The 22,022-nt window shown below is 36.7% G+C and carries 24 protein-coding genes; 22 read left to right on the forward strand and 2 right to left on the reverse strand.

Going from position 1 to position 22,022, the window contains the following annotated elements; genetic code table 11:
• Nucleotides 1–163: 163 nt before the first annotated feature.
• The 8 genes from tagB (at nt 164) to IGJ46_RS04680 (ending at nt 5,922) form a co-directional block, all read left to right on the forward strand.
• Nucleotides 164–1,276: a teichoic acid biosynthesis protein TagB gene (tagB, locus tag IGJ46_RS04645; RefSeq protein WP_023894544.1), complete on the forward strand. Its 1,113-nt coding sequence runs from the start codon at nt 164–166 to the stop codon at nt 1,274–1,276.
• On the forward strand, nt 1,266–2,012 hold the full coding sequence (locus tag IGJ46_RS04650) for a WecB/TagA/CpsF family glycosyltransferase (RefSeq protein ID WP_002360559.1): 747 nt from the start codon (nt 1,266–1,268) through the stop codon (nt 2,010–2,012). Before tagB ends, IGJ46_RS04650 begins: the two co-directional genes overlap by 11 nt.
• Nucleotides 2,013–2,606 (forward strand): hypothetical protein, encoded by a 594-nt coding sequence (locus IGJ46_RS04655; protein ID WP_002363732.1) that lies wholly within the window; start codon nt 2,013–2,015, stop codon nt 2,604–2,606.
• A gap of 53 nt (nt 2,607–2,659) precedes the next feature.
• On the forward strand, nt 2,660–3,070 hold the full coding sequence (tagD, locus tag IGJ46_RS04660) for a glycerol-3-phosphate cytidylyltransferase (protein ID WP_002384695.1): 411 nt from the start codon (nt 2,660–2,662) through the stop codon (nt 3,068–3,070).
• Between the two features lie 138 nt (nt 3,071–3,208).
• A complete protein-coding gene (locus IGJ46_RS04665) occupies nt 3,209–4,273 on the forward strand; it encodes a DUF916 and DUF3324 domain-containing protein (RefSeq protein WP_218391499.1) in 1,065 nt (354 codons plus the stop codon).
• Complete coding sequence (locus IGJ46_RS04670) at nt 4,266–4,478, forward strand: hypothetical protein (RefSeq protein WP_002357965.1); 213 nt, start codon at nt 4,266–4,268, stop codon at nt 4,476–4,478. Before IGJ46_RS04665 ends, IGJ46_RS04670 begins: the two co-directional genes overlap by 8 nt.
• Before the next feature lie 226 nt (nt 4,479–4,704).
• The gene (gene scrK, locus IGJ46_RS04675; protein ID WP_002361643.1) at nt 4,705–5,583 is read left to right on the forward strand and encodes a fructokinase ScrK; all 879 of its coding nucleotides are present in this window, start codon (nt 4,705–4,707) and stop codon (nt 5,581–5,583) included.
• Between the two features lie 90 nt (nt 5,584–5,673).
• Nucleotides 5,674–5,922 carry a YtxH domain-containing protein gene (locus IGJ46_RS04680; RefSeq protein WP_002357962.1) on the forward strand — a complete coding sequence of 83 codons (249 nt, stop codon included), beginning with the start codon at nt 5,674–5,676 and terminating at the stop codon, nt 5,920–5,922.
• 57 nt (nt 5,923–5,979) lie between these two features.
• Here IGJ46_RS04680 and nfsA read toward each other — a convergent pair whose 3' ends face one another.
• A complete protein-coding gene (gene nfsA, locus IGJ46_RS04685) occupies nt 5,980–6,714 on the reverse strand; it encodes an oxygen-insensitive NADPH nitroreductase (RefSeq protein WP_002360554.1) in 735 nt (244 codons plus the stop codon).
• Nucleotides 6,715–6,797: 83 nt separating this feature from the next.
• Nucleotides 6,798–7,256: an S-ribosylhomocysteine lyase gene (locus IGJ46_RS04690; RefSeq protein ID WP_002357960.1), complete on the reverse strand. Its 459-nt coding sequence runs from the start codon at nt 7,254–7,256 to the stop codon at nt 6,798–6,800.
• Between the two features lie 206 nt (nt 7,257–7,462).
• On the opposite strand from IGJ46_RS04690, the gene IGJ46_RS04695 reads away from it, so the two are divergent.
• The 14 genes from IGJ46_RS04695 to IGJ46_RS04760 all read left to right on the forward strand — a co-directional run bounded on the left by IGJ46_RS04695 (nt 7,463) and on the right by IGJ46_RS04760 (nt 21,992).
• Entirely contained in the window at nt 7,463–8,530 is a 1,068-nt protein-coding gene (locus IGJ46_RS04695) for an aspartate-semialdehyde dehydrogenase (protein WP_002381968.1), read from the forward strand.
• A gap of 33 nt (nt 8,531–8,563) precedes the next feature.
• Nucleotides 8,564–9,436: a 4-hydroxy-tetrahydrodipicolinate synthase gene (gene dapA, locus IGJ46_RS04700; protein ID WP_002361644.1), complete on the forward strand. Its 873-nt coding sequence runs from the start codon at nt 8,564–8,566 to the stop codon at nt 9,434–9,436.
• 30 nt (nt 9,437–9,466) lie between these two features.
• Nucleotides 9,467–11,155 (forward strand): ribonuclease J, encoded by a 1,689-nt coding sequence (locus IGJ46_RS04705; protein WP_002357956.1) that lies wholly within the window; start codon nt 9,467–9,469, stop codon nt 11,153–11,155.
• A 124-nt stretch (nt 11,156–11,279) separates the two neighbouring features.
• Nucleotides 11,280–12,662, forward strand: a complete 1,383-nt coding sequence (locus IGJ46_RS04710) for a bifunctional metallophosphatase/5'-nucleotidase (RefSeq protein WP_033918049.1) — start codon at nt 11,280–11,282, stop codon at nt 12,660–12,662.
• Nucleotides 12,663–12,696: 34 nt separating this feature from the next.
• Nucleotides 12,697–13,332, forward strand: coding sequence for a YutD family protein (locus tag IGJ46_RS04715; RefSeq protein WP_002394356.1), 636 nt, complete (start codon nt 12,697–12,699; stop codon nt 13,330–13,332).
• A 5-nt stretch (nt 13,333–13,337) separates the two neighbouring features.
• Complete coding sequence (locus tag IGJ46_RS04720; protein WP_002357953.1) at nt 13,338–14,108, forward strand: TIGR01457 family HAD-type hydrolase; 771 nt, start codon at nt 13,338–13,340, stop codon at nt 14,106–14,108.
• Entirely contained in the window at nt 14,096–14,749 is a 654-nt protein-coding gene (locus IGJ46_RS04725; protein WP_002381967.1) for a TIGR01906 family membrane protein, read from the forward strand. Before IGJ46_RS04720 ends, IGJ46_RS04725 begins: the two co-directional genes overlap by 13 nt.
• Before the next feature lie 126 nt (nt 14,750–14,875).
• On the forward strand, nt 14,876–15,445 hold the full coding sequence (locus IGJ46_RS04730) for a DUF1836 domain-containing protein (RefSeq protein WP_002357951.1): 570 nt from the start codon (nt 14,876–14,878) through the stop codon (nt 15,443–15,445).
• A complete protein-coding gene (locus IGJ46_RS04735) occupies nt 15,438–16,298 on the forward strand; it encodes a DegV family protein (RefSeq protein ID WP_002357950.1) in 861 nt (286 codons plus the stop codon). Before IGJ46_RS04730 ends, IGJ46_RS04735 begins: the two co-directional genes overlap by 8 nt.
• A 117-nt stretch (nt 16,299–16,415) precedes the next feature.
• Nucleotides 16,416–17,117, forward strand: coding sequence for an MIP/aquaporin family protein (locus IGJ46_RS04740; protein ID WP_002409404.1), 702 nt, complete (start codon nt 16,416–16,418; stop codon nt 17,115–17,117).
• 173 nt (nt 17,118–17,290) lie between these two features.
• The gene (yycF, locus tag IGJ46_RS04745) at nt 17,291–17,995 is read left to right on the forward strand and encodes a response regulator YycF (protein WP_002357947.1); all 705 of its coding nucleotides are present in this window, start codon (nt 17,291–17,293) and stop codon (nt 17,993–17,995) included.
• Between the two features lie 6 nt (nt 17,996–18,001).
• A complete protein-coding gene (walK, locus tag IGJ46_RS04750) occupies nt 18,002–19,831 on the forward strand; it encodes a cell wall metabolism sensor histidine kinase WalK (RefSeq protein WP_002357946.1) in 1,830 nt (609 codons plus the stop codon).
• The gene (locus tag IGJ46_RS04755) at nt 19,828–21,138 is read left to right on the forward strand and encodes a YycH family regulatory protein (RefSeq protein WP_002385989.1); all 1,311 of its coding nucleotides are present in this window, start codon (nt 19,828–19,830) and stop codon (nt 21,136–21,138) included. Before walK ends, IGJ46_RS04755 begins: the two co-directional genes overlap by 4 nt.
• Nucleotides 21,138–21,992 (forward strand): two-component system regulatory protein YycI, encoded by an 855-nt coding sequence (locus IGJ46_RS04760; RefSeq protein WP_010819928.1) that lies wholly within the window; start codon nt 21,138–21,140, stop codon nt 21,990–21,992. The genes IGJ46_RS04755 and IGJ46_RS04760 overlap by 1 nt, the downstream gene beginning before the upstream one ends.
• Nucleotides 21,993–22,022 lie beyond the last annotated feature (30 nt).

Raw genomic sequence — 22,022 nt, forward strand, 5'->3', positions numbered from 1 at the left:
TTTAAATTATTTGGATAGTATACATATTGTAAAGTGCAATTGTCTTTTTAGAATCTTTAAGGTATAATTTGTTTTAATGAGTTTATATGTAAGCTTTTTCTTTTTAAAGACTTTGATCATATCTTTTTTATAAGAAAACTATTGTTTGTGAAAGGATATAAAAGTGCTAAAACAATTGTACTTAACAGTATTAAGATGGAGACCGTACAAGCATAAAAAAGTAAAAATTGTGTACATAATGAGTTTCCCAAGAAATGATGGACATTTAATTGAACAATTAGAACAACAATATCACGGAATGATAATAGTACTTTATACAAAAAATTGTCAATCATACGCAGCATCCTTAAATCAAAAAGGCATAAAGACGATACTTTTTGATAAGAAAACTTTGTTGATTACAACGGCGATTTCATACTTGAAGTCAGCGCCGTTAATTTTTGTAGATAATTATTTTCCAGAATTGGCAATTTTAAAAAAAAAGCAAGTAGTTATCCAATTATGGCATGCTAATGGGGCTTTAAAACAGTTTGGCTGGGGTGCTTATCACACGAAACATAGAAGTAGCAAGGATCAAATCAGGTTTCAAAAAGTTTACGATAAAATGAATTATTTTATCGTTAATTCACTAAAAATGGAAGCAATTTTTAGAAACAGTTATCGTCTCGAGAATGCTCAATTTTGTCATTTTGGTTCGCCGCGTCTTGCTTATCTTGAAAAATTAGAGGTAGGAGAAACAAATCAGAATAATAAAGTTTTATATGCACCAACTTACCGAGAGGGAATGAATGAAATGATGCTTGTGATAAATCAAGCAATGAAGGCTTTTTCTGCTATGCCAAATTTTCATTTTTATATGAAATTACATCCATCAATCCAGTTAGATGCCATTGAACTACCGAGAAATGTTTCTATTTGGGAAAAGCATATTTTTGAAAGCTTTAGTGAAATAGGCTACTTGATTACTGATTATTCGAGTGTGGTCTTTGAATACATGCATGTTAAAGAGCAACCGAACATTTTATTTTTTTGTCCAGATTTAGAAAAATACGCATTAAATCCTGGAATTGAGCCTGATTTTTTTGAATATTTACCAGGACCGTTAGTTGAAAATGAAAAACAGTTGATTGTGGCATTGTCAAATTTTTCAATAAATAGTTATAAAGATAATATTACTAGAATTAACGAAGAATGGAATCAATATCAGTCAAAAGAGACCATTAATAAAATAGTAGAGTTGGTAGAGAGAATCTTGGGGGGATTTTGTGAAAAGTAAGGTACGCACTGAATATATTGGGGGATTACCAGTTGACGTATTAACACATCAAGAAATTATGGATGACTTAGAAAGTTATCTCAAAGCTAAAGAGAAAATGATTGTAACTAGCGTTAATCCGCAGATTTCATTGTTAGCATTTGAACATCCAGAAGTTAAGTTATATTTGAAAAGAGCAACTCATCGGATTGCAGATGGGATAGGTGTGGTCAAGGCATCGAAGCTAATGGGTGGGTCTATTCGTGAAAGAGTTACAGGAATTGATGTCATGGATAATTTTTTAGAGTATGCAAATCAACATAAGGAACGAATCTTCTTGTATGGTGCAAAGCAAGAAGTAGTTGAAGCAGCAGCTAAAAATATTCAACGACAATATCCAGGGATTGTTATTAGCGGTATTTTACATGGCTATACAAAGAAAAAACAGCAAGAAATTGTGGAACAAATTAACAAAGCTGAACCAAGGTTTGTCTTTGTAGCATTAGGTTCACCGAAACAAGAGATTTTTTTGGAACAAACAATTGATCACCTGACAGCTAATGTATTTTTAGACGTAGGCGGTACTTTTGACGTATTAGCTGGATCAGTAAAAAGAGCGCCAGAATTTTATATAAATCACAATTTGGAATGGTTATATCGTTGTTTGACAATGAAGAGATACGATCGGTTAATGCAAATTCCTAAATATATTTATTTGACTATTAAGTATCGGAACAACAAGTCTAGGGGGCAGTAAATGATTATTTTGTTTATTTGGGAAAATGACTTAGACACAACTTTTTATATCGTGAAAATAGAGAAAGATGAGAAGTTCATTTTACGAGTACCACCTATTCACAAACTAAGTAAATTTGTTCAAAATAATCAATGGAATAGTTTGATAGAAGAATTAAGAAAATTGTCTTCATATGAAGTAACTGAGTACATAATTATAAAAAAAGCAATGCTTTTTTCGTATCTTTTTGAAGACGATAAAGAAATTGTTATTTCAAATCAAAGTGAGCGGCATCTAATAGATCAAAATGGCAAAGAATGGTTTTTACCAAAAGGAAAAGTTGCTGTAAATCAAGAGGTGCTTTCAGAATATCTTCGTTTTAGTCATTCAGATGCTGAACGTTCATTTGAGCATCAGGAACACATTTTTCGTTTAACGAAAATTAAATTATTAAAAGATAAAAATCCGTTAAAATTGCAAAAGCAGTTAAAGCAATTAAAAAAAGCTACAACAACGTCTTTCTCTATAAAATCTCTGAGTAAGTTATTACTAATTTATACTGCTACAGAAAATAAAAAATTTGATCGAAAAACCATCAAAGTCAATCAAGAGTAGCCTTTTTTCTATTCATAAAAATTGATAATTAACGAAGAAATATCAAAGTACAAATGGAGGTTTTTATGAAAAAAATACTTACTTACGGCACATTTGACCTCCTACACTATGGTCATATTAATTTGTTGAAAAAAGCGAAACAACAAGGGGACTACCTGATTGTTGGACTTTCAACAGATGCTTTTAATTTAGAAAAAAAGAAACAAAGTTATTTTTCATATGAAAAACGTAAACAATTATTAGAGGCAATTCGTTATGTTGATTTAGTTATTCCTGAAACTAGTTGGAAACAAAAAGTTTCCGATATTGCTGAATTTAAAATTGATACTTTAGTCATGGGCGACGATTGGCAAGGGGCTTTTGATTTTCTAGAAGTTGAAACAACCGCAAAGGTTCTTTATTTGCCACGAACGCCAGAAGTATCAACCACACAGATAAAAAAAGAATTATATTATAGTGAATAATAAAAAGTCTCCTTGGTATTTTTCAAGGAGACTTTTTTCAAGATTATCCTTCCCAAAAGTCAAAGATTGATCAGCATTGTTTCGCTGATTTGTTAGACTAGTAGGTACATTCAGCTTTATAAAGGAGATCTTGAAGAAATGAGTAGAAAAAAAGTCGGTGTTTTCTGTCTATTTCTGTTTTTCACATTTTTTATTATTGTTCCAAAAGTAGAAGCTACAGAAGAAATGAAGACTAAATTTACAGTAACGCCTGTTTTATCAGAAAATCAAGTGTCAGGAACATCTAGTTATTATGATTTAATTCTGGCACCAAAGCAATCTTCCACTATTGTCTTAGATATAAAAAATAAGACAGACGAAAAATTGTCCATCGTATTGACTCTAGCAAATGCATCAACAAATGATAATGGGTTGATTGTGTACAATGATTTTGATAAACCACTTGATTCATCGTTAAAGGTTCCGCTGACAGACTTGGTTACTTTAGAAAATGAGGAAGTGAGTGTGCCGCCTCATCAAACAGTATCAGCAAAGATGAAGGTGAAGGGACTTGATCAGCCTATCAAAGGAGTTGTTTTAGGCGGGGTTTATGCGCATCTCAAAGATGAAAAAACAGAGGAAGAGAACCAAACAACGGGATTAACCAGTCGCTACGGGTTTAATGTTGCGATTGCCATGAGGAGTGCTGAGAATGCTCCTTTAACAGAGGTGAACCAACTGAAATTAGCGAAAGTAACACCTACAATTGCTTTAGGGGCCAAATCACTAAAGGCGGTCATTCAAAATCCATATGCTGCTATTTTTCCAGAAGTTCGTTTAGAAGGTCAAGTGATAAAAAAAGGATCCTCTAAAAAAATTGCACAACGGACACTAAAAAATGTTCGCTTTGCCCCAAATAGTTCCATGAATTTTCATCTTGATTTGGGTAAACAACCGCTAGATGCTGGGACTTATATATTTACAGGACGTGCTATTTTACAACAAGATGAACAACAGTCTTGGCCTTTTCAACAAGAATTTACGATTAACACTCGTGAAGCAAAAAAATTGAATCAAGAAGCTACGGTCAAATGGGTCCTACCCACATGGTGGTTACCGACTTTCTACACGTTGTTAGTAATCACAATTGGGGCAATTTATAGTGTCATTTGGCGCAATAATTATCAAAAAACAAGCGAAAAGGAGAGTGAGAATAATGGCTAGTTGGTTTTGGTTGTCTGGCGGTTTAGCGGTCATTTGTTTTATGTTTTTCCTCTTTTCTTTGCTGACTAGTATGAGTTTTATTCAGCATGCAAAAGAACCCAGAAGTATTCTAAAAGAAACGCTTTTAAGTTGGTTAATGCTTTTACTTAGTGGTGGGTGGATTACAATCGGACTATTGTTATATTTTTCGCTAAAGAATCAATAAACAAAAAACGAGCATTCATTGTTAGATAACCGTGAATGCTCGTTTTTTTGTTTTAGAAAAATGCTCTTTAGCAACTTGCCAGATTTCATTGGGCAACCTGACTGAAATTGTTAAATTGTTCTGTCGAAACGACAAAAAAGTGGTAAACTAAACGTGTATGTTAGTTATTTAATCAAAAGTAATGTATCCGCTTACTTATAAAATGGAAACGAAGGAGCATATTGCAATGACAGAAAAACTTTTAGGAAGTATCGAAGCCGGTGGCACAAAATTTGTATGTGGCGTTGGGACAGATGATTTGACCATCGTAGAACGTGTCAGTTTTCCCACAACAACCCCAGAAGAAACAATGAAAAAAGTAATAGAATTTTTCCAACAATATCCTTTAAAAGCGATTGGGATTGGTTCGTTTGGTCCGATTGATATTCACGTTGATTCTCCTACGTATGGTTATATCACTTCTACACCAAAATTAGCTTGGCGTAACTTTGACTTGTTAGGAACTATGAAACAACATTTTGATGTGCCAATGGCTTGGACAACGGATGTGAATGCTGCGGCATATGGTGAGTATGTTGCTGGAAATGGGCAACATACATCTAGTTGTGTATATTATACAATTGGAACTGGTGTTGGCGCTGGAGCGATTCAAAACGGTGAGTTTATTGAAGGCTTTAGCCACCCAGAAATGGGGCATGCGTTAGTTCGTCGTCATCCTGAAGATACGTATGCAGGAAATTGTCCTTATCATGGAGATTGTTTAGAAGGGATTGCAGCAGGACCAGCAGTTGAAGGTCGTTCTGGTAAAAAAGGTCATTTATTGGAAGAGGATCATAAAACTTGGGAACTAGAAGCTTATTATTTAGCGCAAGCAGCGTACAATACAACTTTATTATTAGCGCCAGAAGTGATCATCTTAGGTGGCGGCGTCATGAAACAACGTCATTTGATGCCGAAAGTTCGTGAAAAATTTGCTGAATTAGTCAATGGATATGTGGAAACACCGCCTTTAGAAAAATACTTGGTGACACCTCTTTTAGAAGATAATCCAGGAACAATTGGTTGCTTTGCCTTGGCAAAAAAAGCTTTAATGGCTCAAAAATAACCATTTATTCGTAGTTCATGCATTATATTTGAAGGAAATGGCTAAGAATGATACTCTTATTATGTAATTAATTATTTAGGAGGGATTAGCATGGCAGATTTAAAAGGACGTTTTGACGATGCAAAAGATAAAGTAGAAGGTACTGCAAAAGAAGCACAAGGCAAAGTTACGGATGATAAAGGCAAAGAACTTGAAGGAAAAGCTCAATCAACCTTTGCTGACGTAAAAGACAAAGCACGTGATGCCGGCGACGACCTTAAAGAAGGCGCTGAAAAATTAACTGATAAAGTTAAAGAAGGCTTTGAAGACTTAAAAGACAAATTTAGTAAAGATAAATAAAAATTAACAAAAGAGCGTGGGCTTACGTTATTTCAACGTAAGCCCACGCTCTTTTGTTTAGACATCAAATCCTTGTTTTTGCAAGAAAATTTTTACTTCTGGGCGACGATTATAAGAAAAATAGGACAAAGACTTCTGTGACCAATCCGCTGTTTGGGCGTTACTTGAGCGGCTGGCATAATAATCTTTTAATAATTCATCATATGTGTGCATATCTGTCAATTTGTCTGATTGGTAGTGATTTTCGCTTAAAATATTTTCAAAAGGCATCCGTGGTTTTACACCATTTAACGTTTCTGGTACACCGATTGTTAATCCGAAAAGTGGTACAGTTAATTCAGGCAAAGATAAGCGTTTGGCTACTGTGTCTAAGTCATTTCGAATGCCGCCAATATAACAAATCCCTAAATCCATAGATTCAGCCGCAATGGCCATGTTTTGCGCAGCAATCGTTGTATCAACGGCAGCTACTAATAATGATTCTGGTGTCTTTAAGGGTTCCAATGATTGCCCCTCTTTTGACAAAATCGTTGCATGACGATACAAATCAGCAACAAAAACATAGAACACACCAGTGTTAACGACATAGTCTTCACAATTCGCTAAACGTCCCAATTCTCTGCGTAGCTCAGGATCTTTGATTTCTATAATTGTATAAGCTTGTAAAAAATTGGAGCTTGATCCTGCTTGAGCTGCAGTAATTAACTGTTGTTTCTGCTTGTCCGTTAACGCTTGCTTTTTAAAATGACGAACGGAACGGTGACTTAGTAATTGTTCGATTGTTTGATTCATAAAAAACCTCCGTTTAAATTAAGAAAGAGAACAGAAAAACCCACAGCTTAATAGTGGGTTTCTCTGTCGTTAATTGCTAAAGATTACAGAATACGTTCAAATGGATCTAAACTAATTCCTTGGTCTAAGACGATTTTTGCGTATTCTTTCGCTGCAAATAAAGAATGATCTTTGTAGTTTCCGCACTCTTTTGCAGAGACTGCTGGAACAACTTCTGTATTGATTACTTTGTTTAAAACGTTGACTAATGCATCACGGATTTCTTGTGGTGAATGTTGATCCCACATAATCATATAAAAACCAGTGCGGCAACCCATTGGCGAAATGTCAATGATTCCTTTTAATTCATCACGCATGTTAACTGCTAATAAATGTTCCAACGTGTGTAATGCGCCTGTTGGTAGGGCATCTTTGTTTGGTTGTAAGAAACGTAAGTCATATTTTTCGACTAACGCATCACCATTTTGTTCTGTGCCAGCAAGGCGAACATATGGTGCTTTTACTGTGTTGTGATCTAATTCAAAACTTTCTACGCGTGCCATGAAATTTCGCTCCCTTTATAATTAAATTCGTTTTAACTATAACAAATTTAAGTCAAAAGTCAATGGATAGTCCTTTGATGGGTAATAGTTTTAAAATATCATGGGAAAATAAAAAAATCATTTTTTTGACTATGTAGGTTTTTTCAATACTATGGTAAAATAGGACAAGTAGCTTTTACAAGAAGGTAAGAGGGGAGTATGAAAATATGGGAAAAGAATATCATGTTGCCGTGGTAGGAGCAACAGGTGCTGTCGGGACAAGAATGATTGAATTGTTAGCAGAAACAAGTTTGCCAATTGCCAGTGTGAGGTTATTGGCGTCTAAGCGTTCTGCTGGACAAGAGATTCAGTTTAAAGGACAACCTCTTATCGTGGAAGAATTAGTCCCGGAATCATTTGAAGGAATCGATTTAGCATTATTTAGTGCTGGTGGGAGTATTTCCGAAAAGTTTGCGCCAGAAGCAGTTAAGCGCGGAGCTGTTGTTGTTGACAACACTAGCCATTTTAGAATGGCAAAAGATGTTCCTTTAGTTGTTCCAGAAGTGAACCCGGAAGCCTTGAAAAATCATCAGGGAATCATCGCAAATCCCAATTGTTCTACGATTCAAATGATGGTGGCCTTGGAACCAATTCGGCAAGCGTTTGGCTTAGAACGAATCATCGTTTCAACGTATCAAGCTGTGAGTGGCGCAGGTATCCGTGCAATTAATGAGCTAAAAGAACAAGCCGAAGATTTTTTAGAGGGAAAACCTGTCAGTGAATGGTCAGCTGAAATTTTACCAGCTGGCAGTGACGAAAAACATTATCCAATTGCTTTTAATGCGTTGCCTCAAATTGATGTTTTTTCAGAAGCAGGGTATACCTACGAAGAATGGAAAATGATGAATGAAACAAAAAAAATCATGGGAGACAACAAGCTAAAAGTTGTTGCCACCTGTGTCCGTATTCCGGTAATTTCAGGACATTCTGAATCTGTTTATATAGAAGTGAAACAAGCAGATGCATCGGTCTCAGCCATCCAAGAATTAATGGCGCAAGCTCCAGGTGTAATTTTGCAAGATGAGCCAAGTGAACAACTATATCCACAAGCGCTAAATAGCGTCAACCAGAAAGAAACATTTGTCGGCCGTATTCGTCAAGACGTTGACGTGAAGAACGGTTTCCATTTATGGATTGTATCAGACAACCTATTAAAAGGAGCTGCTTGGAACTCGGTCCAAATTGCTGAAACGCTACACGAAATGAATTTGCTTCGTGTACCTGAAAACGACTAGAAGGTTTGTATTGTATACTCGGGAGGGAATAGGATGGATTTAACGAATGCAACAATTATTACGGCAATGGTTACGCCGTTTCAAGAATCGGGAGAAATAGATTTTGATAAACTACCGCAATTGGTAGACTATTTATTGGCCAATCATACAGAAGGCGTTATTTTAGCAGGAACAACTGGTGAATCACCCACGTTAACTCATGAAGAAGAATTACAATTATTCCAGCGAATTATTGAACTGATCGATGGACGTATTCCGATTATTTGTGGTGTAGGTACGAATGATACACGTGACTCAGTCGCTTTTGTGAAAGAGTTAGCGACAATCGCTGGTATCGATGCTGTTTTGGCGGTTGTTCCTTATTATAATAAACCAAATCAAGAAGGTATGTATCAACATTTTAAAACCATCGCAGAAGCAAGTGAACTGCCAATTATTTTGTACAATGTTCCTGGTAGAACGGCTGCATGTCTAGAAGTGGAAACTACTTTGCGCTTAGCACAATTGGAAAAAATTGTGGCAATTAAAGAATGTGCAGGGTTAGATGCAATTACTGAGTTGATTGAAAGAGCGCCAAAAGACTTTCTAGTGTATACTGGAGAAGACGGGTTGGCTTTTGCCACCAAGGCACTTGGCGGACAAGGGGTTATTTCGGTAGCCAGTCATGTCTTCGGTTCGTCAATGTATGAGATGTATCAAGCGCTGGAGCAGGGGAACTTGCCGGAAGCGGCTAAAATTCAACGACAGTTATTACCAAAAATGAACGCATTGTTTTCAGTGCCTTCGCCGGCACCCGTGAAAGCGGCCTTAAATCATTTAGGTATTCCTGTTGGAAATTTACGTTTACCTCTAGTTGCTTGTACACCAGAAGAAGAGCAAAGAATTATTCGCACGTTAGAGATTTAAAGAACGTGTAATCATAGAGAGGTGAAAAGAGTGAGTACAATAAAAATCGTTCCATTAGGCGGCGTTCGTGAAAATGGAAAAAATATGTACGTTGCTGAAGTGGAAGATGAAATTTTTGTACTGGATTGTGGATTACAATATCCAGAGAACGAACTTTTAGGAATTGACGTCGTCATTCCGGATTTTACGTATTTAGAAGAAAATAGTGAACGAATTGCAGGGGTCTTTTTAACACATGGCCATGCAGATGCAATTGGGGCCTTACCGTATTTGCTTTCAAAAATTCAAGTGCCTGTTTTTGGGACAGAATTAACGATTGAACTAGCAAAACTAAGTGTCAACAGTCATGCGGAAACGAAGAAATTTAAAGATTTCCATGTGATTGACCCGCATACAGAAATTGATTTTGGTCAAGCAACGGTGAGCTTCTTTAAAACAACGCACACCATTCCAGATTCGATTGGTGTTAGCATCAAAACAAAAGAAGGTAACATTGTTTATACTGGTGATTTTAAATTTGATCAAAGTGCGATTGAGATGTATCAAACCGATTATGGCCGCTTGGCTGAAATTGGGAAAGAAGGCGTCTTGGCGCTACTTAGTGATTCATCAAATGCTGAAAACCCAGCCCAAGTTGCTTCCGAAGCCCAAATCGCTGATGAAGTGTTCGACACGATTCGCTATTGGGAAGGACGAATCATCGTGGCATGTGTGGCAAGTAATTTGCAACGGGTTCAACAAGTATTGAATGCAGCGGATCGTTCTGGTCGTAAAGTCGTTTTGACAGGCCAAGATTTTGAACGGATTATTCGGACGGCGATGAAATTGGAAAAATTACAATTGCCAAGCGAAGATCTATTAGTGAAACCAAAAGAAATGAAAAAATATGCACCCGAACAGTTATTAATTTTAGAAACAGGCCGGATGGGAGAACCTATTAAGTCACTTCAAAAAATGGCTAATAATACACATGGTGTCGTTCGAATTGAAGAAGGCGATTTAGTTTATATTACGACAACGCCGACAACGGCCATGGAAACAACGGTTGCCAAAACAGAGGATATTGTCTATCGGGCCGGTGCTACGGTGAAGCAAATTTCCGACAATTTACGTGTGTCTGGTCACGCTAATCCGAATGACTTGCAATTGATGCTGAACTTAATGAAACCAAAATATTTCATTCCTGTCCAAGGTGAATACCGCCAGTTAGCTGCGCATGCGGACTTAGCACACGAAATTGGCATGCCTTATAAAGATATCTTTATTACAGGTCGTGGGGACATTCTAGAGTATACAAAAGGTAGAATGTCGGTAGCTGGCAGCACAACGGCCGAAAATATTATGATTGACGGGATTGGTGTCGGCGATATTGGTAATATCGTTTTACGAGATCGTCGTATTCTTTCCGAAGATGGTATTTTTGTGGCTGTTGTGACAATTAATCGCCGAGAAAAACGAATTGTTTCACCAGCTAAAATTACTTCTAGAGGTTTTGTTTACGTTAAAACAAGTAAAGACCTAATGAAAGAAAGTAGCAATATTGTCACAGAAATTGTTGAAAAGCATTTAGAAAGTGACGATTTTGAATGGAGCAAACTGAAACAAGAAATCCGCGAAAACTTAAGCCGTTATTTATTTGAACAAACCAAACGTCGTCCTGTGATCTTACCAGTTATCATGGAAGCGACGCAACGCAAGCGTCCCAAAAATAACGCATAGTTCGTCCCGATAAAAGCAGGTGATTTTAGGAGAAATTCTTCTAAAGTCATCTGTTCTTTTTTGTAACTTTCTTCTATAAATATGGTACTATTAATCAGAGCGCTGAATAAAGGAGGCGATTTTAGTGGAAGAGATTGTGTTGTTCCATACCAATGATCTTCATTCTCACTTTGAAAATTGGCCCAAAATACGGCGTCTGGTTAAAGCCAAACGTTCGCTGTACCAAAAAGAGGGCAAAACAGTCGTAACCATTGATTTAGGTGACTTTTCAGATCGGTGTCATCCTTTGACCGAAGCAACAGATGGTCGAGCAAATGTAGCTATAATGAATACATTAGCGTATGATCTGGTTACAATTGGAAATAATGAAGGAATCGGCAATTCAAAGAAACAATTAGAGCATTTATATGATCAGGCAACATTTGAAGTGGTCTTAGCTAATTTAGAAGATCCAAAAACCCAAACGTTACCAGATTTTTGTCAAGCATATAAAATTGTGACAACTAAAGAAGGCACGAAGTTAGGGTTTATTGGCTTAACCGCACCATTTCCTTTAACGTATAATCCCAATGGCTGGACAATCAAACAAGTGGAAGCAGTCCTTCCTCAACTGATTACAGAAGTTGCGCCTCAATGTGATGTTCTCATTTTGCTTAGTCACTTGGGGATAGATACTGATTTTATGATTGCGGCGAATTATCCTGAAATTCAAGTGATTTTAGGTTCCCATACACATCATTTATTTAAAGATGGTGAAAAAATTAATCATGTGCAACTAGCAGCTGCTGGCAAATATGGACAGTATATTGGTGAAGTGCATCTGTTTGTGGATGCCGACACGAAGCAAGTCACAAGTTATGCGAAAACCATTGAAACAGCAAGTTTAGAAGAGCAAGCAACTGATGCCAAGGAAATTGCGGGTTACTTAACGGAAGGTCATCGACTATTGCAAGCGCAGCAAATTGCACAAATCCCTGAAACCTTGTCAACGGACTTACGGCAACCGCATGCCTTTATAACTGTTGCCTTGAAGGCGTTAAAAGAAGCGGGGCAGACCGAAGCGGCTGTGTTGAACAACGGGTTATTTTTAGCAGATTTACCAGAAGGAATAATCAATGCAGACCAATTACATGAGGCCTTGCCTCATCCAATGCATTTAATCAAGGTTACCTTGAAAGGGTCAGACATGAGCCGTTTGATTCGTGAAATGGAAAAAAGTCGTCAATTTCTGCGGAAATTTCCGATTCGCGGGATGGGCTTCCGCGGGAAAATTTTTGGCGAATTATGTTATGATGGGATTCGTTTTGAGCGAAATAGCCAGACCGTTTTTTGGCAAGGGAAACCTATTCAGCCAGAGCAGAAATATACGCTGACAACAGTGGATCACTTTCAATTTGTTCCGTTTTTCCCAACGATTGAGTTAGTTGGAGAAGTCGAATTTTTATTTCCAGACGTTTTAAGAACTGTCGTGGCGAACTATCTGCATGCCCACTATCCAATCAAATAAAAACAAGGTATAATAAAAACTAGGTGGTGAAAAAATGACAGACAAAAAGACAACCGAAAAAAAAGAAAAAGAAACAGAAACTGCTGCAACCTTTACAGAAGAACTAACAGCAGTTCTTGAAGAAATAAAAGAAGAACCTGTAAAAGAAAAGAAAAAAGGGGAAATTGTCACCATTGTGAATGAAACAGATATTCAAATTGGTGAAAGAGAGTACCGAATTGTTAAAAATCATCGTGATGCCTTTGATCCTGAACGCTTAGGTGAACGGTTTAGTGAAGTATTAGCGCGTTATGATTATATCGTAGGAGACTGGGGCTATGAACAGTTACGCTTGCGTGGCTTTTTTGATACTTCTAATCGTCGGGCAGCGCCGGATCAACGCATTGATACACTAGAAGACTATTTGTATGAATATTGTAATTTTGGCTGTGCCTATTTTGTAATTGAACGAACAGGGGAACGTAAAGAAAAAACAACGCATCGTCGTCGTCGCCATAAAAAGAATAATCGTTCTAACGCGTTTGTCGAGGAAAAGAGTGCGCCCGCTAATAAAAATAGCAAGCCAGTGATTCGTACGCGAAAAGAAGAAAATAAAAAAACGACTACACCCAAACAGCCTAGTCCCAAAAAATCTGGCAAAGGCTTTACGATTCGTCAACGTGAGGAGTAAACAGAGTGAAAAAAGACTATCAAGGATATTTAATTGATTTAGATGGAACGATTTATTTAGGAAAAGAACCAATTCCAGCCGGAAAACGTTTTGTCGAGCAGTTACAGGAAAAAGATTTGCCTTTTTTATTTGTAACGAATAATACCACTAAATCTCCTGAAACAGTGGCACAACGTTTAGCAAATGAATTTGATATTCATGTCCCAGCATCCCTTGTTTATACAGCGACTTTAGCGACGATTGATTACATGAAAGAAACCAATCGAGGCAAGAAAGTCTTTGTCATCGGCGAGGCTGGTTTAATTGACTTAATTTTAGAAGCAGGTTTTGAATGGGATGAAACAAACCCTGATTATGTTGTCGTGGGACTTGATACAGAATTATCTTATGAAAAAGTGGTTTTAGCTACCTTAGCCATTCAAAAAGGGGCGTTGTTTATTGGGACCAATCCAGATAAGAACATTCCGACAGAAAGAGGCTTATTACCTGGTGCAGGTTCAGTTGTGACGTTTGTGGAGACAGCTACTCAAACAAAACCAGTTTATATTGGCAAACCAAAAGCGATTATCATGGAACGAGCGATTGCGCATTTAGGCGTGGAAAAAGAGCAAGTAATTATGGTTGGAGATAATTATGAAACCGATATTCAATCAGGGATTCAAAATGGTATTGATAGCTTGTTAGTTACATCAGGTTTTACCCCTAAGTCAGCTGTTCCAACTTTGCCAACGCCACCAACCTATGTTGTTGATTCCTTAGATGAATGGACTTTTTGAGTATGATGAGGTCGAAATTGCGTTTAAGGGAAACACTTGGACTCATTTGTTTGTTTTTAACGATTGTGGCTTTAAGTATCACGATCACGATTAATTTTCGTCCATTGTATCTTTTTGATATCCAACACTTAAATATTTTAAAAGACGTAGAGGTTGATCGTGTGACCTTGATTAAAAATTACGATCATTTAATGATGTACTTAAACAATCCTTTTGAAAAAACATTAGTATTTCCTGATTTTCCAATGTCTGATAGCGCGGCTTTTCATTTTTATGAAGTGAAAAAATTATTTTTATTGTGCTATGGCGTATTACTAGTTACGTTGATGCCTAGTGTCCTTTATTTAAAATATTTGGTAAAAAATCAGCGTTTATGGACATTGATACGGCCATTTCAGTGGGGAATGTTTTTGCCTGTGCTTTTTGGCTTTTTCATGCTGATTGGCTTTGATCAATTTTTTATTGCGTTTCATGGATTATTTTTTAACAACGATGCTTGGTTATTTAATCCGCTGACTGATCCGATTATCAATGCCTTACCTGAAGCCTACTTTATGCATTGTTTTATCTTGTTTTTTGTTTTATTAGAAGGCCTGTTTTTGATAGGTGTTTTAATCGGAAAACGTTCTTTAAAAAAATAAAGAGAGAAAAGTGAACAATTCCAAAATTGCTCGCTTTTCTTTTTTATTCAATCTAGTTTTAAAAACTAGATTGAATAATTGTCAAAAGTATGATATTCTTTTTTAGAAATGGTTAGGAGGGTTTTTATGGACGAGATAGAAAAATCACTACAAAATTGGGGCCAACAATTGGAAAATGTTCATTTGCCAAGATGGCATGAGTTACCAGACATTGAATTATATATGGATCAAGTGATTACTCTGATAGAAAAATACTTATCCCCATTGATTACACTGGAAAAACATACTTTGTTAACGTCCTCAATGGTTAATAATTATGTCAAACACGGGTTAATCCCGGCCCCAGTGAAAAAGCGCTACAATCAAAAGCATTTAGCGTTTTTAATTGCGATTACGTTGTTGAAACAAGTGTTAACATTGCCAGAAATTAAGCAAGGCATTTTATTCCAAGGAGCCACGGTTGGTATTCGTGAAGCGTACAATTTATTTTGTCAAGAACAGGAACGAGCGATTTATGTGATTGCTGCTCAAGCGCAAGAAAAAGAAGTTCAGGCCAAATCACAAGAACCTATGGGGATTGAATATTTGGCTGTAAAAGCAGCGACAATGTCTTTTGCTACTAAAATGTTTAGTGAAAAAGTGATTGAATTGGAACAAGAATACTTAAAAGAAATGGATGAGATGACACATGAATAAAGAAAAGATCGCACTACTGGTTGATTCTGGGACAGATGTTCCAGAGGCATTAGTCAAACAATACGGCATGTATGTCTTGCCTTTACAGATTATTTATCCTGAAAAAACCTATACAGATAAGGTAGATATTACACCAGAAGAAGTGTATCAACGTTTAGAGAAAGAAATCCCTAGTACTTCATTACCTGATGGTGCAACAATCCAAGCTATTTTTGACAAAATTAAAGAAGCGGGTTACGAAAAAGTCTTAGCGGTGACCATTTCTAGTGGTTTAAGTGGAACGTATAATGTGGTTCGCTTGCTTGGAGAACAAACTGAAGGACTAGATGTATTTGTTTTAGATACAAAGAACATTGGTATCGGGGCTGGCATTCAGGCGATACGAGCAGCAGAATTAATTGAAACAGGATTAGGCTGGCAAGAATTACAACAAAAATTAACAGAAGAAGTAGCCAACGCAAAAGTATTTTTTAATGTAGCCACTTTAGAATATTTACAAAAAGGTGGACGAATTGGTTTAGTCACTTCTATTTTAGGGAATGCGCTAAAATTAAACCCCATTATTTCTTGTAATGAAGAAGGCATTTACTATACGGTGGCTAAGTCTCGCGGCCGTAAAAAAAGTCTTGATAAAACGTTTGAGTTGGTGACGAACTTTATAGGTGAGGCACCCCGTTTTCGTTTGGCAGTCGCTCACGGTGCGGCAGAGGAAGAAGCAAAAGCAATGATGGAACGCTTGAAAGCAGCTTTTCCACAAGCAGAAGAAATTTACTTTGGAACGATTAGTCCGGCATTAGTTGTTCATACAGGACCAGGACTTTTAGGTGTTGGTATACAGTTATTAAATGATTAATTAAATGAAAAATCCCCTCAAATTTTTTTGAGGGGATTTTTCATTTAAGATTTCTCTTTTTCATAGAAATATCATTTTGCTGAAAAAACAACGAAAATTATATTGAAAATTTCACGAATGTGTTACAATTCATCTACAAAGGGGGAATTTTTTGTGAAAAAAGCAATAGCAGAATGTTTAGGAACATTTATTCTTGTCTTTTTTGGGACAGGAACAGCCGTTCTAGGAAATGGTATGGAAGGGATTGGAACAACGGGGATTGCCTTAGCATTTGGCTTAACAATCGTTGCTGCTGCCTATAGTATTGGCACAATTTCAGGTGCACATCTAAATCCAGCTGTTTCTATAGGAATGTGGCTTAATAAACGAATAACAACAATGGAACTAATCTACTATGTAGTGGGACAAATTGTTGGCGGCTTGATTGCCTCATTTGCATTATTAAGCATTCTAAAAGGTGCTGGTAAAAGTATTGAGAACTTAGGTCAAAATGGCGTAGGGGAATTAAGTGTTGCTGGTGCATTGACAGTCGAAATTATTTTAACATTTATTTTTGTTTTAGTTGTCATGACAGTTACAAGTGCTAAGAAAGGCAATGCTTCATTAGCAGGAATCGTAATTGGGTTAACACTAACAATGATTCACTTAGTCGGCATTCCTTTGACAGGAACTTCTGTCAACCCAGCTCGTAGCATCGCGCCAGCCGTTTTTGCGGGTGGTTCAGCGTTATCTGAGTTGTGGATTTTTATCGTTGCGCCATTAATTGGTGGATTATTAGCCGCTCTTGTAGCAAAATTCGTCTTAGATACGGAAGAATAGATTAGCGAAAGAAGAATCTTTGATAACAAGCGTCAATTGTTGTCAGAGATTCTTTTTTTGTTATACTAGGAGAACCTAAAGGCGCATTTTTAACCAAAGATGAAAACATCATCAAAATAAGGTATAATAGGAAAGTATCAAATAAGATTAGAAGGAAAAAGAGGTGTCTCTTTGTGAAGAAAATTTTAGTAGTTGATGACGAGAAGCCAATTTCAGAGATCGTTAAATATAATTTGGTTAAAGAAGGATATGAAGTATTTACTGCTTACGATGGAGAAGAAGCACTTGAAAAAGTGGAAGAAGTGGAACCAGACTTAATTATTTTAGACTTAATGCTCCCTAAAATGGATGGCTTAGAAGTCGCGCGAGAAGTGCGCAAAACACATGATATGCCAATCATTATGGTGACTGCCAAAGATTCTGAAATTGATAAGGTTTTAGGATTGGAATTAGGAGCCGATGACTATGTAACGAAACCATTTTCAAATCGTGAATTAGTTGCTCGTGTAAAAGCCAATTTACGGCGAGGTGCAACCAATGCGAAAGAAGCCGAGGTGACAACGCAATCTGAATTAACGATTGGTGATTTAACCATTCATCCTGATGCATACATGGTCTCAAAACGGGGTGAAAAAATTGAATTAACCCACCGTGAATTTGAGTTACTTTATTACTTAGCAAAACATATCGGACAAGTGATGACTCGTGAACATTTATTACAAACCGTTTGGGGTTATGATTATTTTGGGGATGTGCGGACAGTGGACGTAACCGTACGTCGTTTAAGAGAAAAAATTGAAGATAGTCCAAGTCATCCAACGTATTTAGTTACTCGTCGTGGGGTTGGTTATTATCTAAGAAATCCTGAACAGGAGTAATCAGGTATGAAGAAAAAAGTTCACTTTTTTCAATCTGTTAATTTTAAGATTGCGTTATCATTTATTCTGCTGTTACTAATCGCGATTCAAATCATTGGTGGCTATTTCATTCGTGAATTGGAAGCCACTACAATTTCCGATTTTAAGAAAAATATGGATTCTCAGGTTGTCCAATTGTCAAATACGTTAAGTACGCAGATGAGCAACAAAGATCTCGAACGTAGTGACGTTGATGCAAATTTAAAAAAAGCGTTATCTGATTTTTCAAATGCAGACATTTCTGAAGCGAGAATTGTCGATGATAAAGGGATTATTCGGGCAACCAATGATTTAAATCAACAAAATATTATTGGGAAAAAGAATGATTATCGTGATTTAAATGACTTTACGAGTAAAAAATATCAAGCTTTAGATAATGATAAACGCGTGTATGTGAATGTTCAGCCGATTCAATCGCCTACTGGAGAAACAGTGATTGGTGTCCTTTATGTGAAAAGTAATTTAGAAAATAAATACCAAGAAATTACCAACACAGCAAGTATCTTTTTCACTGCTTCTATTATTGCCGCAGCAATCTCGATTATTGTGACCTTACTAATTGCACGATCAATCACGAAGCCGATTGGGGAAATGCGCGAGCAAGCCATTCGAATCGCTCGTGGTGATTACGCTGGAAAAGTAGAAGTCCATGGAAAAGATGAATTAGGCCAATTAGCAGAAACATTTAATCAATTATCAGAACGGATTGAAGAAGCACAAGAAACAATGGAAGCAGAAAGAAATCGTTTAGATAGTGTCTTAACGCATATGACAGATGGTGTCATTGCGACGGATCGCCGCGGAAAGGTGATTACGATTAATGAGATGGCCCTTTCATTATTAAATGTAAAAAATGAAAATGTGATTGGGACCTCGTTATTAGAGTTGTTAGATATTGAAGAAGATTACACATTGCGGAAGCTGTTAGAAGAGCCAGATGAACTGCTGATTGATCGCTCAACGTCTGATCGTGAAGAAGACCAAATGATTATCCGGGTAGACTTTACAATGATTCGTCGGGAATCAGGATTTATTACTGGCTTAGTTTGCGTACTTCATGACGTCACAGAACAGGAAAAAAACGAACGGGAAAGACGGGAATTTGTTTCCAATGTTTCTCATGAGTTGCGAACGCCTTTGACAAGTATGCGTAGTTATATAGAGGCTTTGAGTGAAGGAGCTTGGGAAAACCCTGAGATTGCGCCGAATTTCTTAAAAGTCACGTTAGAAGAAACCGACCGAATGATTCGTATGATTAATGATTTGTTGAATCTATCTCGGATGGACTCTGGGAATACACATCTTCAATTAGAGTATGTGAATTTTAACGAATTGATTAATTTTGTCTTGGATCGCTTTGATATGATGATTGAAAATGAGCAAAAAAATTACAAAATTCGCCGTGAATTTACTAAACGCGATTTATGGGTAGAGTTAGATACAGACAAAGTAATTCAGGTTTTAGACAACATTTTGAACAATGCGATTAAGTATTCGCCAGATGGCGGCGTCATTACCTGCCGACTAGTTGAAACACATAATAATGTCGTCTTTAGTATCTCGGACCAAGGTTTGGGCATCCCTAAAAAAGATCTCGGGAAAGTCTTCGAGCGTTTTTATCGTGTGGATAAAGCACGTGCGCGAGCACAAGGTGGGACTGGTTTAGGTTTAGCAATTTCTAAAGAAGTAATTCGGGCCCATAACGGGAGTATTTGGGTGGAAAGTACAGAAGGTGAAGGATCGACTTTCTATATTTCACTACCATATGAACCTTATGAAGAGGATTGGTGGGAATGATGAAATTATCAGAATGGATTACAAGAATTGGCTTGATTTTGATGGTCATTTTAAGTATATATTTTTCAGTCAATATCTGGCTGAATTCTGCCAAAAAAATACCAGAAATGAAGTCGGGAAGCCAAGTCACAACAGCTGTCAATGAAAAAGCCATTGGCGATGTCTATTTACCTTTGCAATTGATTCGAATAACTGATGGAAAAGCGATGCAAAGTAATCGTGAAACATTAATTAGTAATGTTCAAAATGATATTAAAATGGCTACGTTTGGTAAATTGACACAAGTTGTGACAAAAAATGCAGAGCAACTTAAGCGCTACAACCAAATGGAACAAGGCATTGAACTTCTTTATCAAGGTCCCTTTTTAATCTCGGACTATGCTTCGATTTATAATCTATCCATTAATTTTACTAACTTTAATGAGTTGACGGACCAGTATTTTACGAAAATTCAATTGGATTTTAACGAAAATAAGATACGTTTTTTAGATTATGATCAAGCCAACGTCTATGAAGCGCCCATGACTGTCAATAAGGCGCGCTTAATGGGAATTATCAATAAAGAGGGATTACAATATCAAGACGTTTCCGAAAATACGCTAACCAAACAAGGGCAATGTTATTTAACCAATGATATGAAGTTGAAAAAGTACAGTTATATCTTAGCTTCGCAACCAGTTACTCGTTTTAGGAATGCTTTTTTCAATGAAACGGAAGATATCCAAACTAATGAAGACAGTCAAGACTTAACCTACACGAGTAAAGAAGAACGATTGTTTGCAGAAGAAAAACTGGGAAAAATTGATTTTAAAGGGACCTTGCCAGAAGAGAATAAACGGGATTCAATCTATAATCAAAGCTTTTCTTATGTAAAACGTTTAGGAACCAATATGGGGAATTTACGTTACTTTGATCGAACGAAAGATAGTGTCAATTATCGGACTTTTGTGGAAGGTTTCCCAGTGTTCAGTAATGATTTAAAAGGCCAAGTGGATATTCGCATCACGAACAACGATGGTGCTGCGCCAAGCGTAACCATTAACACAAGTGTGAATACGATCCAAGTGCCGATTCCTTCAGAAGAAGAAGTGACGCTGGAAAGCACGGAAAAATTGATTAAGCGTTTAGAAACGGCTGGTGCTAAAAAGGAAAAAATCCAATCGGCTGTTATTGGTTATACGTGGCAGACAATTGAAGAAGTCAAACAAGTCGTTGATTTAAGTCCGGAATGGTATGTCCTTTATAACAACAATTGGTACACTGCAACGGACTTGGTAAAACAATTACCAAGCTTGGAGGTGGGCTAATGGATTTTAAACGAATTGAGTGGATTTTCTTCTTAGCATTTTTAGGATTAAATATCTTTTTATTTGGAATTTATCGGGAAGGTCAACAAGAGGAGAGCAACGTCTCTTCTTCCAGCCAAACAGAATCGATTGAAAGTCGGTTGGAAAAAGATAACATCTCGTATAAAGGGACACTTTCTTCAGAACGATTGGAAGGCTATTATTTAAGTGGCGAACAAACCAATTTTTCTGCTGCTTTAAAAATCCAACGTGAAAAGAATAAAAACTTTTTGAGAAATGGGCTGCAAATTGCGGATAATACTTTAACGAGTGTGCCTAGTAAAAACTATTTTATTGATCCTAAGAAAATTGATAAAGATTTAAGTACCTTTTTAAATGAAAAAAATGCTTTATTATTCGGAGACGAATATCAATACTTACCAGAATTTTCTCATTTAAAAGAGCCGACGGCAGAAATTGTGGCTGCACAATTGTATAAAGGAATTCCCTTTAGAGATGACACGGCAAAATTAAGTATTTTAGCAGATACGTCAGGTGAATTATGGAAAATTAGTAAATATTCGCAAACGCACATTGAAAATATTGAAGAGTTACGAGACAAAACGGATTTATATTCCAATCGTGATGCGATAGACACGCTCTATATGAATAACCGGATTCCTAGTAATTCCAAAATAACATTCATTAAATTGGCCTATTCAAGAATTTATAAAATTCGTGAGAAAAATGTATACGTTCCAGTCTGGTTTGTAGGAATTTCTACTGGTGAAGATTCAGTTGAAATTGAACAGGTGAATGCCGTAAGTAATACCATCATCACAAATAATACTGTGCCAAAGGTGGAAAAACATTAAGGTCCGTTGTATAATGAAACACGTTAATGT

The sequence above is a fragment of the Enterococcus sp. AZ120 genome, assembly GCF_050546165.1.
Lineage (GTDB): Bacteria > Bacillota > Bacilli > Lactobacillales > Enterococcaceae > Enterococcus > Enterococcus faecalis.

Excerpts from the sequence above, each read along its gene's own strand:
- IGJ46_RS04730 (WP_002357951.1), top strand. The coding sequence starts at position 14,876 with ATGGACGAGATAGAAAAATCACTACAAAATTGGGGCCAACAATTGGAA.
- IGJ46_RS04670 (WP_002357965.1), top strand. The coding sequence starts at position 4,266 with ATGGCTAGTTGGTTTTGGTTGTCTGGCGGTTTAGCGGTCATTTGTTTT.
- IGJ46_RS04740 (WP_002409404.1), top strand. The coding sequence starts at position 16,416 with ATGTGTTACAATTCATCTACAAAGGGGGAATTTTTTGTGAAAAAAGCA.
- IGJ46_RS04680 (WP_002357962.1), top strand. The coding sequence starts at position 5,674 with ATGGCAGATTTAAAAGGACGTTTTGACGATGCAAAAGATAAAGTAGAA.
- IGJ46_RS04760 (WP_010819928.1), top strand. The coding sequence starts at position 21,138 with ATGGATTTTAAACGAATTGAGTGGATTTTCTTCTTAGCATTTTTAGGA.
- dapA (WP_002361644.1), top strand. The coding sequence starts at position 8,564 with ATGGATTTAACGAATGCAACAATTATTACGGCAATGGTTACGCCGTTT.
- walK (WP_002357946.1), top strand. The coding sequence starts at position 18,002 with ATGAAGAAAAAAGTTCACTTTTTTCAATCTGTTAATTTTAAGATTGCG.
- nfsA (WP_002360554.1), bottom strand. The coding sequence starts at position 6,714 with ATGAATCAAACAATCGAACAATTACTAAGTCACCGTTCCGTTCGTCAT.
- IGJ46_RS04665 (WP_218391499.1), top strand. The coding sequence starts at position 3,209 with ATGAGTAGAAAAAAAGTCGGTGTTTTCTGTCTATTTCTGTTTTTCACA.
- scrK (WP_002361643.1), top strand. The coding sequence starts at position 4,705 with ATGACAGAAAAACTTTTAGGAAGTATCGAAGCCGGTGGCACAAAATTT.
- IGJ46_RS04655 (WP_002363732.1), top strand. The coding sequence starts at position 2,013 with ATGATTATTTTGTTTATTTGGGAAAATGACTTAGACACAACTTTTTAT.
- IGJ46_RS04725 (WP_002381967.1), top strand. The coding sequence starts at position 14,096 with ATGGACTTTTTGAGTATGATGAGGTCGAAATTGCGTTTAAGGGAAACA.
- IGJ46_RS04715 (WP_002394356.1), top strand. The coding sequence starts at position 12,697 with ATGACAGACAAAAAGACAACCGAAAAAAAAGAAAAAGAAACAGAAACT.
- tagD (WP_002384695.1), top strand. The coding sequence starts at position 2,660 with ATGGAGGTTTTTATGAAAAAAATACTTACTTACGGCACATTTGACCTC.
- IGJ46_RS04690 (WP_002357960.1), bottom strand. The coding sequence starts at position 7,256 with ATGGCACGCGTAGAAAGTTTTGAATTAGATCACAACACAGTAAAAGCA.
- IGJ46_RS04755 (WP_002385989.1), top strand. The coding sequence starts at position 19,828 with ATGATGAAATTATCAGAATGGATTACAAGAATTGGCTTGATTTTGATG.
- IGJ46_RS04695 (WP_002381968.1), top strand. The coding sequence starts at position 7,463 with ATGGGAAAAGAATATCATGTTGCCGTGGTAGGAGCAACAGGTGCTGTC.
- IGJ46_RS04735 (WP_002357950.1), top strand. The coding sequence starts at position 15,438 with ATGAATAAAGAAAAGATCGCACTACTGGTTGATTCTGGGACAGATGTT.